The 11,792-nt window shown below is 42.3% G+C and carries 9 protein-coding genes and 1 pseudogene; 1 reads left to right on the forward strand and 9 read right to left on the reverse strand.

Going from position 1 to position 11,792, the window contains the following annotated elements:
- Positions 1-196: 196 nt before the first annotated feature.
- The 7 genes from NLX82_RS01780 to leuC form a co-directional block, all read right to left on the reverse strand.
- The gene (locus NLX82_RS01780; RefSeq protein WP_013310628.1) at positions 197-469 is read right to left on the reverse strand and encodes a hypothetical protein; all 273 of its coding nucleotides are present in this window, start codon (positions 467-469) and stop codon (positions 197-199) included.
- Positions 470-525: 56 nt separating this feature from the next.
- Entirely contained in the window at positions 526-1,200 is a 675-nt protein-coding gene (gene nth, locus NLX82_RS01785; protein WP_023989081.1) for an endonuclease III, read from the reverse strand.
- Between the two features lie 213 nt (positions 1,201-1,413).
- Positions 1,414-2,064, reverse strand: a complete 651-nt coding sequence (locus NLX82_RS01790) for a GerMN domain-containing protein (RefSeq protein WP_023989082.1) — start codon at positions 2,062-2,064, stop codon at positions 1,414-1,416.
- A 45-nt stretch (positions 2,065-2,109) separates the two neighbouring features.
- A complete protein-coding gene (locus NLX82_RS01795) occupies positions 2,110-3,609 on the reverse strand; it encodes an N-acetylmuramoyl-L-alanine amidase family protein (protein WP_023989083.1) in 1,500 nt (499 codons plus the stop codon).
- 293 nt (positions 3,610-3,902) lie between these two features.
- A complete protein-coding gene (locus NLX82_RS01800) occupies positions 3,903-5,477 on the reverse strand; it encodes an N-acetylmuramoyl-L-alanine amidase family protein (protein ID WP_068942691.1) in 1,575 nt (524 codons plus the stop codon).
- A gap of 232 nt (positions 5,478-5,709) precedes the next feature.
- Positions 5,710-6,312 carry a 3-isopropylmalate dehydratase small subunit gene (gene leuD, locus NLX82_RS01805; protein WP_013310633.1) on the reverse strand — a complete coding sequence of 201 codons (603 nt, stop codon included), beginning with the start codon at positions 6,310-6,312 and terminating at the stop codon, positions 5,710-5,712.
- Positions 6,313-6,332: 20 nt separating this feature from the next.
- Complete coding sequence (gene leuC / locus NLX82_RS01810; protein WP_013310634.1) at positions 6,333-7,757, reverse strand: 3-isopropylmalate dehydratase large subunit; 1,425 nt, start codon at positions 7,755-7,757, stop codon at positions 6,333-6,335.
- A gap of 607 nt (positions 7,758-8,364) precedes the next feature.
- Between leuC and NLX82_RS01815 the strand changes: the two genes are divergently transcribed.
- Positions 8,365-9,840 carry an FAD-binding protein gene (locus tag NLX82_RS01815; protein ID WP_028540685.1) on the forward strand — a complete coding sequence of 492 codons (1,476 nt, stop codon included), beginning with the start codon at positions 8,365-8,367 and terminating at the stop codon, positions 9,838-9,840.
- 475 nt (positions 9,841-10,315) lie between these two features.
- On the opposite strand, the gene NLX82_RS01825 is transcribed toward NLX82_RS01815, so the two are convergent.
- A complete protein-coding gene (locus NLX82_RS01825; protein ID WP_226887760.1) occupies positions 10,316-11,050 on the reverse strand; it encodes a fibronectin type III domain-containing protein in 735 nt (244 codons plus the stop codon).
- A 234-nt stretch (positions 11,051-11,284) separates the two neighbouring features.
- Positions 11,285-11,723 (reverse strand): annotated as a pseudogene (locus tag NLX82_RS01830) (NucA/NucB deoxyribonuclease domain-containing protein).
- Between the last annotated feature and the right edge of the window lie 69 nt (positions 11,724-11,792).

Raw genomic sequence — 11,792 nt, forward strand, 5'->3', positions numbered from 1 at the left:
GTACATTCACCTTTTAGAACATGGGGAACGCGACACCATAATTCAGGGTCAAAATGTATGCACACTTCATTGGAACGAGGCTCTATCCATATCAGGATGGTCTGCAAGGTTCGTGTATATATGCGCCTTCGGGCTGGTTAAACCAGCCGAGCCGCCTACACCGGAACATGCAACGCATGTCGTCCGCGAATTGAACTTAATTGGCTGCAGTCTCAAGCACTGGCAGCAAAATTTCAAATACTTGACCATGCTGTAAAATCGTAATCCCACGGGATTTGTCCTTCATTACGACCACTTCTGGCTTTTGTGACATACGCTCCAGATAATGTTCAGGTACATCACCGGAATGACTAACTGTGATTCCCTCAAGCTCGCGCTCTTCGTTTTCAGCAAATTCTGTTGTTACAATTTGCTCAAAAATATCAGAGAACGCTTCAAAATTGTCTGTATATACCGAAATGCACTTCATACTCTTCATCCTTTTCTACACATAAATGGTTAAACCCTCTGTTACTCTGTGGGTCTTTAAGCTCTACGTTCCTTATCTTTTCTGATAAGAGACGTTTTCATACGTTTCTTGCCTTCCCTGCACACATCAAGTAACGGACATACCTGACATTGAGGATTTTGAGCTTTACAATGGTAGCGTCCGAAAAAAATAAGCCTGTGGTGGGTCAAAGACCATTCATCCCTAGGTACCCTCTTCATCAGCTTTTTTTCCACCTCAAGCACTGAATCATCCCACCCTGCAAAACCGAGCCGTTTGGAAATACGCTCTACATGCGTATCTACCGCAATAGCCGGTACATTAAAAGCAGTAGATACTACGACGTTAGCCGTCTTACGGCCAACACCGGGTAGCTTAACCAGTTGATCGTGCTCCGAAGGTATCTCTCCCCCGTACTGGTCTATTAAAATACGACAGAGGTTATGAATATGCTTGGCCTTGTTTCGGTACAAGCCGATTCTGCGAATATCCTGCTCCAGTTCCTCAAGAGGAACAGCCAAATAATCCTCAGGTGACTTGTATTTTTGAAACAGGTCTGCCGTTACTTTATTGACCATCTGATCGGAGCATTGAGCAGACAATAACACGGCGATCGTTAATTCAAAAGCATTGTCATGGTTCAACTCACAATGGGCATCCGGAAACATCGTACCGATGGTGTCCAATATATGACGTGCGGTTGCTGCATTCACGGAAATCCTACCTCCTACCAAAAAAAACGTCTTGATACGGGATAGCCCGCATCAAGACGGTCACTCTAAATAATCATCCGGAAAGAAACGAATACTATTTGTGCATGACTGCCTGCATAGGCGAGAAATACACTCCTATATTATCATTATCTGTCACAGATTGCACGTGAAAAGTGTGTAAATCTCCAAGAAATTTTCATACTGTCTGATCGGTTAGCGGCTCATGGGATGATCCAAATCTACATGTCCCATTAAGGACTCTAAAGATTGACCATCTACGAGCAAATCCAGCGTTTTGACTTCCTTGAATTGGAACATCGTTTTCTTCAAGGCATCGATAGCTAATTCCTCGCCACCAGCTCCCAATCGAGCCTCGTCCGGCAGAGAAATATCAAAAGTCAATGCACCGTTATCTAATTTGATCTTATGCACGGAAATTTTCTCGGACCACAACGGGATAAGAGCAGAATCCCCACTCTTTTGCAGAGCTTCAAACGCTTTTTGCAATTTTTCCAGCTCGCTTGGATAGGTAATTTCCTTTTTCTGTTCTTTCAAGCCGTTCTCTTGTGTATCCGTATAGTACACCGTAATCTGCTGTGTTTGTCGATCTCCTGAATTTTCCGTGTCCGTCTTGGTCTTTGTAGGCTCTGTTGACGGAGATGCAGGTGTTTGACTCGCCCCATTATTTTCAGCAGATTGAGCCGAAGGTTCAGGAGTCGTCTGTTCAGGTGTACTATTTTGTGCATTCGAAGTTTGTGTTTCCTGAGATGGAGTCGCAGGAGCCGTTGTTTGCTTAGAGGCACACCCTGCACCTGCAATGGCAAACAGTGCCAGCAGACCTGCAATTACGATTTTCTTGTTCATATGTCCCCCTCCTTGCTTGACGTTGACAAGCGATTTGTTGAAGATCTATTTTACGTCGAGATACTCTGTGATTCCATCTGCAATCCCTTGAGCTACCCGGTTTTGAAAATCTTCATCAAACAGTGTGGCTTCCTCTTTTGCATTACTCAGATATCCTACTTCAAGCAATACGGCTGGCATAGTCGTTTCCCGAATTACATGGAAATTGCCATAACGAATGCCTCGGTCTGTCAGACCCGTCGCAGGAGCAAAGTACTTATGCATAACGTTAGCGAACGCTTTGCTTGCACTACGCTGGTAATACGTCTCTGTACCGTTGGAGGCTGAGCTACCGCTGCTGTTAGCATGAATGGACACGAACACGTTAGCATTAAGGTTTTCAGCTACTTTTACGCGCTGTTTAAGCTCCAAGAATGTATCATCACTGCGTGTCAGCACAACCTCAAGCTTGGGGTTCTGCTTTAATATGCTTTCTACTTTCAGAGCCATAGCTAAGTTGAAGGTCTTTTCATAATTTTTTCTTGAAACACCAACTGCTCCAGAATCTTTTGCTCCATGGCCAGCATCAATAACAACGACCTTTTTACCATTGCTGTTAGTTGGTGATGTCTGCGTGTCATCCGGCTGTGAGCCATCTGGTAACGTTGCGTCTGGCGTGGTATTCACAGAATCTTTGGAAGCCAGATCGACGATAACACGATTCGAACCATCATTATATGCGGTATAATTCATGGCATGTTTCAAATCAATAACAACGCGCACCGTTGAAGGTTCCTTTTGGAATAAAGCATAACGGATACCGGACACATCCGCTTCATTCTCAATGTCCAGCGAACCATTTAAGTTGCTATCCAGCTTTTGCTGCTCTCCGAAATTGTCAGCAAACGCAGTCGCTGGCAAATCCACCACTACCCGATCAGGGCCTGCCATCGTAAACGCTTTCGGCTTGACGGCACTGGCTGTTGTGATGGTTAAACGGTTTTGGCTGAAACTAACTCCCTGCACCTGTGTAACACCTGAGTTCGCATTATTCGTTGGTGCAGTAACACTACCAGTACCTGTACTGTTATTTCCGGACTTGGGAGGTGTAAATTCCCCGTTTCCAGACCCGCTACTGCGGGTATATAATTTTACGGACTTGGAGCTGCTGTCCCATTTTACGTCCAGTCCCATTTGCTCGCCGATAAAACGAAGCGGTACAAGGGCATAATTGGAACGCAGCAGAGGCGAAGCATCCAGACTAATGTCGCTTCCATTGACAGTCGCCGTCTTACTTCCGATTATCATTCGGATCGAGGTACTGTCTTTCTCAATCGTTATGGTTCGCGCCTGCTGCTTCCACGTCACGTCATATCCCAAATTTTCAGAAATTACGCGTAGCGGGACCATTGTACTTCCGCCAATTACTTGTGCCTTAGCACCACTAGGGACACTTAACTGTTGATCGTCGAGATAGATTTGTGTTCCACTCGAAGCCGCATGTCCATAACCCGGAACCGCCCACATGAAGACAAATAATAACAACAAAAAACCAAATTTCTTCATTCGTCACCCTTCCATTCATAATTTTTTTGCCACATGCTCCGGTGCGGCGACCTGATATACGCGCTTATGTAATATCAGACAACCTTATAGACGTTATCTCACACCAAAAGTTGCGAATATATTCCATCATAACAGAAATATACGTGCCAAAGAACTATTTTTGTCGAATTTTGACTAAAAATATAGATCATTCGCTTTCCGTCAAAAGTCACAGCCAAAAAAACTAAAAAAGCTACTTTTCACCCCATGAATTTTCATTAAAAGGTGGAAAGTAGCTTTTATTGTAAACATCCTTAGTTAAGTGATTCAGTTGCTCCTGTGCCTGTTCCAAGATACTCCTTCAACCCATCGACAATACCTTCGGCGATCTTTTCCTGTGTTTCTTCTGTGAACATGGCTGCTTCATTTGATAAATTACTAAGGTAGCCACATTCCAGCAATACAGCGGGCATTTGTGATTTTCTCGTCACCACATGGTTTGCCACCCTGATGCCATTATCCTTAAATCCGGTAGCCGCTACAAGATATTTATGCATCGCCTTTGCCAGTGCCAAACTGTCCTGGCGTGCATAATAGGTTTCAGAGCCATTGGTTTTTCCTTTATCTGAAGCTAGCATACTATTACCATGAATGGATACAAACACGCTTGCCTGTTGACTATTAGCCAGTTGTGGTCGTTCATCCAGCGTGGGATACGTATCTCCATTGCGAGTCAATACGATTTGAATGTCAGGATCATTTTGTAGAAGCTGCTCGACCTTTAACGCTACCGCCAATGTAAATTCCTTCTCATGTCGCCCAGTCACACTACCTGCCCCAGGGTCCTTGCCACCATGTCCGGGATCAATGACAACGATTCGCCGTCCTTCGACATTCGTTGGTGTTACCACTACCGGATTCACACTACGCTCACGCAATTGAAGGGTGATATCGCCTAGGCCATTGGTTAAAAGGTCGTAATCACGTGCTTGATTTAAAGCAATGACAATGCGTACGCCCCCATTTTGTCCATCTGTGGGAGCAAATCTAATTTCCTGCACATCCTCACTGTCACTATTCGTCAACGCCCGCGTGCCATCGGTGCGAATCGGGAACGGCTGAAGAAAATCAGTCGCCAGTGAAGCCCCGGGTAAATCTACAACAATACGATCATTCCCCGTCATTTTGGATACTTTAGGGGTAACATCTTTGTTCAGAGAAATCTTTAACGTTTCACCCTCAAAAGTAATATTTTGTACAAGCAACGCATTTGCTGTGGTCTGTTCTGTATTTTGCTGCTTGGCTGGTGAAGATGCGGCTTCAGTATGCTTGTCTGCTTCAACTGGATTTATTGTCGTCGCTGTTGCTGAAGACGTTTTATTGGTGCTTGTTGTACTCTGTGTTGACGTTTGCGACGATGGTTGGGATTGAGACTGTTTACTCACTTGTTGAGTTACAGCCTTTTGACTGAGATTAACGGATTTACTTTTATTATTCCAATCTACTTTTAGCCCCATTTGCTCCCCAACAAAACGCAATGGGACCATGGTCGAGCTTCCCCGAAGCACAGGAGGTGCATCCAGACTAACTGTTTTTCCATTCACATCAGCCGATGTACGGCCTACATACATGGACATATCGGTACTATTTTTTTGAATTGAGATTTTATAGGATTGTGGTTCCCACTTGAATTGATATCCAAGCTGCTCCCCAACCACCCTTAGCGGTACCATGATTTTTCCATTGACCATTTCAGGCTTGGCATCTGCAGGCGCTTCCACCCTTTTGCCATCTAAAAACAAATCTGCTCCAGCCGCATTCGCATGAGGGGAGGACGGCCACAACCAAATCAGGATAGCCGCTAGTATCACCCAACCATATTTCTTCATTCTCATTCCCCTAACTTATATATGTATTTTTTGGTATTTCTCACAGACACAGTCCTTCAATCATTTTACATTTACAATACCATGCTGAGTCGAACCGTCAACCCCTTATTTTCCAATTTATTTTTTGAGCATGATAAAAGCCCGCAGGCAAAAGTAATGCCAGTACGGGCTTTCTGTCTAACAAATGAGCTAGCTATATGACTACGTATTGAAACTGAACTGGGAATTAACCCTATGCGCCTTGTTTCGCAGCACGTTTTTGTTCATAAGCCAGAATTTCAGATTCATGCTGGAGTGTCAGGCCAATATCGTCCAAGCCTTGCAGCAGGAACTGGCGGCGATGTTCATCCAAATCGAATTCAATTTTCAGACCATAATCGTCAGTGATCGTTTTATCATTCAGGTCGATGTTTAATTGGTAGTTATCATGCTGCGCCGTGCGCTGAAACAATTCCTCTACTTGCTCTTCAGACAGCTTGATCGGCAATATACCGTTTTTAAAACAGTTATTATAGAAGATATCCGCATAAGACGGAGCAATTACGCAACGAAACCCATAGTCCATAATCGCCCACGGCGCATGCTCACGTGAGGAGCCACAGCCAAAGTTAGCGCGAGAGATCAGCACAGACGCCCCTGCATAACGAGGCTTGTTCGGTTCAAATTCAGGATTGATATTGCCCGCTTCATCAAACCGCCACTCGTAGAACAGAAACTGTCCAAAGCCCGTACGTTCAATTCGTTTCAAAAACTGCTTAGGAATAATAGCATCTGTATCCACATTCACCCGATCCACAGGTGCTACAATTCCTTTTAATGTTGTGAAAGCTTCCATCGTAATTCCTCCTCTGTATCCTAGCGGACTACTTCTTCCTGCTTGAATTTCCAATCCCGTACATCAACAAAATGTCCATGAATCGCCGCAGCGGCTGCCATTGCTGGAGATACCAGATGAGTCCGTCCTCCGCGTCCCTGACGACCTTCAAAGTTACGATTAGAAGTCGATGCACAACGCTGTCCCGGTTGCAGTACGTCTGGATTCATCGCAAGACACATACTGCATCCCGCTTCACGCCACTCAAATCCTGCTTCTGTAAAAATGACGTCCAGCCCTTCTTCTTCAGCCTGAATTTTCACACGCCCCGAACCTGGTACGACGATGGCCGTTACTTTGTCAGAAACCTTGTAACCTTTGGCAACCTCAGCGGCTGCACGCAAATCTTCAATCCGCCCATTGGTGCAGGAGCCGATAAACACATAATCAATCGCAATATCCGTGATCGGAGTACCTGGCTTCAAATCCATATATTCAAGCGCTTTTTCAGCTGCTTTACGTTCGTTTTCGGTTGGCAGTTCTGCCGGAATCGGTACGGTTGAGGAAATATCTGTACCCATCCCCGGGCTGGTGCCCCAGGTTACTTGCGGAATCAAAGCATCTACGTCAAACTCCAGCACGACATCAAACTCAGCGCCTTCATCTGTGACAAGCTCTTTCCACTCAGCAACCGCTTGCTCGAAAGCAGCTCCTTGTGCTACATGTTGACGTCCACGCAAGTAATTGAAGGTGGTTTCGTCCGGTGCAATCATTCCTGCTCTGGCTCCGCCTTCAATGGACATGTTACACACAGTCATGCGCTCTTCCATGCTCAATTCGCGGATAGATTCACCTGTGTACTCAATAACATAACCTGTGGCGAAATCTGTACCGTATTTGGCAATGACACCCAAAATCATGTCCTTTGCTGTCACACCAGGTTTGCGGCGGCCTACAAAGCGAACTTCCATCGTTTTGGCTTTAGCTTGCTGGAGACATTGTGTTGCCATTACGTGCTCTACCTCACTGGTTCCGATACCAAAAGCGAGTGCTCCGAACGCCCCGTGTGTGGAGGTATGGCTATCACCACAAACAATCGTTTTGCCCGGATGAGTCAGACCAAGTTCAGGCCCCATAACGTGAACGACACCTTGATCCACCGTATCCAGATCATACAGTGTAACACCGAAATCACGGCAATTTTGAGTTAATGTATCAATCTGCTGCTTGGAAATCGGGTCCGTAATATTGTAACGGTCCTTAGTCGGCACGTTATGATCCATCGTTGCAAACGTAAGCTCTGGACGACGTACCTGACGTCCGCTAAGACGTAATCCCTCAAACGCCTGCGGCGATGTTACCTCATGTACGAGGTGAAGATCAATGTACAAAATACTCGGCTTTCCCGCTTCCTGATAGATGACATGGTTATCCCAAATTTTCTCGAACATGGTCTTTTTACTCATCATTATTCACCCCTGTGTTTTTCGAACCTATTGGAGAGAAGCTAACGGCTCTCTCTTGAATGTCAACAATATACCACGGGATGTTTGATTGGTCTAAGATATGATATCTATAGAAGTGATAGGTTAAGGCTATAAGGATGGATACTATGAACTCTGTCGCCTTTTCTAAGGTACTGCCAGTTATTACATTAAGGATTTGTTTGAATATTCATACTGCGAAAGCTGAGTCAATTATATATTCTCAGATAATGTTGACAATATAAGGAATAAACTTGTACAATTAGGAAAATATTTTTTTGGATTCCATTCTTCGTTGGTAACAAGGATATTGGAAATCGTAATAAGAATCATCTTAGCGATTGCTATAATGGTTCTTTTTTTCCTCTACTTTTGCAAAACTGTTCGTATTTGATTTTGTTAGCTCTCAATAACTATATAAAGTATAAAACGAAATATAGTTATATAATTTGATATAAATTACAGGCAATTAACAACGGAGCAAGAATTTTATGAATATCATCATGATGCGTTTTGTTGCAACAAATAGAAAACTGACTACGAGATTCAGCCGAAGATAACATTCACATCCTAAAAGGGAGTTGGAATGATGAAACAAAATGGAATATCCGTTGAAAACTACACTCCAATTTTGATTGTCGGTACGGGGATCTCAGGGCTTACTGCTGCTTATTATTTGTCGAAAAATAATATTAAGTACACGATTGTAACAAAAAAGAATGCACCCAAACAAAGCAACTCCTTTCTTTCAGCCGCAAATACTCGGGTTCCATCAGAGAATGAAGTTAACAATATTATTAATCTTACTATTGATAAATGTGGAGCAGATCGATCAGTAATTGAAGCGCTATATAGGAATTCCAACATAATTATAAATTTCTTCAAAGAATTAGGAATTCCTTATGAGAAAACATCCTTTGGTATCATGCCTGAATGTTTGATTAAATCACATGGGGGAAAGAAATTAATCAATTGTTTGTTACAACATATTGAACAACCGATGTGTAATAAAATTTTGATTCATTTGGAAAAGTACGATCAAGGAATTATCGCAATATTTTATGACACACAATCAGATCAATTTATCAGAATATTTACAAATTATTTGGTATTAGCTACGGGAGGATATGCAGGACAATTCTGTTTCAATGATAATTCGCCGGGTTCAACTGGTGAAACGCTTATCTTAGCTAAAAAAATAGGTGCAAGATTAAAGGGAATGTCTACAGTAATGTGTCATCCTTGGTCTATATATAACGGAAGGCAAATTTTATTGGGCGGGGTTGTATCTTTGAGTCAAGGGAAAATAATAGATGAGGATGGAGTTCAATTATTAAAAGATAAGTATATTTGTGATGCAATTGCTCGAGATGATTACCACGAAATGATTGATGAGATTTTAAAATTCCAACTTGAATGTATCAAACAAAAAAAAGACATGTACTTGGATATGAGCCATGCTGATGAAAATGTTTTAAATGAAAAATTCAAAAAATATGGATTTAGTCCTAAGGTAGTTAAAAATAAAAGAATTAAAATTACACCAACGATGCACTATTCTTCAGGAGGAATCGAAATCAATGCTAATGCTGAGGCTATAAACTTGAATCGTGTTTTTGCTACTGGAGAAGCTCAATTTAATGGTGATCTTGGTATAGGAAGAATCCCTGGGCAAGCATTCGCATCGGGGATCGTTTTTGGTAAATTAATTGCGGACAAAATAGCTAATGAAGGTGTTTTCAATACTCAATATCAAACTTCATTTAAAGATCCACCTGAAACGATGCATCTGTATTCAAAAGAAAATAATGACTTTCCGATTGAAGAGTTTCAGAAAAAGTTGTCAACTCTGATGATGGATTTGATCGCTTCCAATCCACCTGTGGTTTCTCTATCATTCCTTAGAAAAAAAATACAAGAAAGTCAAAACATCATATTAAGTAGAGCAAGAGGATCAGGAAAACGATACGAGGATATTTTAACATTGTCTTTTGGATATTTTGTTGCAATGGAAATTATAGAAGATCTTGAAGCAAAGTCAGGCTTGTTGAGTATCCAAAAATAGGATAAAAAGAGTCGCCTTTTTGGCTAATGGAAAGTACCACCCAACCATTCCAAAAAGAGGCGACCCTCATGGATTAGCCTAGGGCCGAACGGCGAACCTTATAGATTCCTCGGGAACTAATGTGGCTATGCTCAAGAAATTAAATTCAACACGCTTTAGTCATTATGACCAAAAGGATAAAAAGCACAGGGCTAAACAGCAATTCGAAAAAATGCCGGTGGAGCTTAAGAATCTTTATAAATGAATTAATTTTAAGATGATTACCAGCAAAATGAACAATGCCAATACAGCAGCTATCGATGTCCAAACTCTTCCGGTGATTCCCTCGTAGTCTCTTTTCATTTCCCCCACACGTAACGCCTCCTTTACTTTAGGGTACTATACTCCATAGGCTATGCGAGGTCTTGGTTAAAGGAAGGGCTTCTTAACAAAAAAAAGCTCCGCCGACCAATTAAGGTCAGCTGAGCTTTTTGATTTATTTAGAGTATTCACTTACATCGAACGTAAGGATACGATCAAACAGCATGTAGTCCTTGCGGCTGCTGAATGGGCCTTTATTGTTATCGTGCTTATTGATTGCGTATGAAGCTGATCCAGAACCAGCCTGTTTGTTTTCGTACCACGAGATAAAGTCATTAACCTCTTTCATGCTTAGGTCAAACTCTTTTTCCAAGCCTGTTGTCATAGTGACCACCAATATTGCACGATCTCCAGTAGTTGGCTCTGGATCAGGTTGACTGCCTCCTCCTCCTAGTGGAGTTGCTGAAGCTTCATTGGAGTATTCTGAATCCACACCATTTACTTTAGCACTCACAACAAAGTAGTATTTCGTTCCATTGGTCAGACTTGGAATGATGAAGTTTCCATAGGCATCTTTTGTTGCTGTAGCAGTTTCAGTGTATTTACCTGACTCCGTTCCGTATTTAACTGTATAGCTTTCTGCATTCTCTATTTGATCCCATTTTAAAGTAACCTTGCCGTCTCCAGCTTTTGCTGTAAGATTAGCGGCAGTATTAACATCTACTAATTTACCATTTTTATCAATATCAATTGCATCCAAATCATAGTGACCCCCGGTAAGCTGTGGTACAGTAATTGTTACATTATGTCTTCCTTCTGGTAGTCCTGTTTTTTCATATGATAGATTTTGTCTTAAAAGCGTTCCATTTTGAGAAAATACTTCATCAATATTATCTATTGTAATTTGCACATTAGTTGGTCTATCTAGGTATCTTGTACCAATCAGTCTCAGTTTTGTTCCATAGAATGAGAACTTAATCTGCGCTCCCGATTGGGTCGTATATTTTGAAGTGCTGTATAACAGATACTACGGTAATACATTCTTTAGAATGTGTCTAAACATAAACTTGCTAATCTATAAATATAATCAATATATTTGCATATTTATTTTTTATTGGGTATTAAAAAGGGCTCATGCCAGCTTCTATACTGGTTGAGTCCTTGTTTTTTTTACAATAAACCTCACTTTAGTCCCGATCTTCATACTCATCTAACGGATGACTTACCCATGATCCTGCTCCCCGGTTATCACTAGGCTTTATGTATCTGATATCAGCACCTGCGCCACCTTCTGCACACATTGCCATTGGCGATTCATCGCGATCATATCCCTTTTTCGTCGGATAGCCCTTGAGCGATTCCTTCCTGTTTTCTTCGGCTCCATCCCGATCAATTGTACACACCGCAGAATGTCCGGCTGCTATTGCATCCCCTGTTTCTGGATAACGTGAGCTTGGGAACTCCAGCGTATACCCAACTGCTGCTTGTTGGTTGATTGCTGCCGGTTCAGCATAAACACCCTGTACGGAAAAGATAGCTGCCAGTAACAATACGATTAATCCTTTTGCGATTCCTTTTATCATACGACCCTCCATAGTATTTAATCTTCTCAATACTATATTGGGAGACATGTCGAAGTATCGCGTATATTG

The sequence above is a fragment of the Paenibacillus sp. A3M_27_13 genome (assembly GCF_024213315.1).
In the GTDB taxonomy this organism is placed as follows: domain Bacteria; phylum Bacillota; class Bacilli; order Paenibacillales; family Paenibacillaceae; genus Paenibacillus; species Paenibacillus polymyxa_B.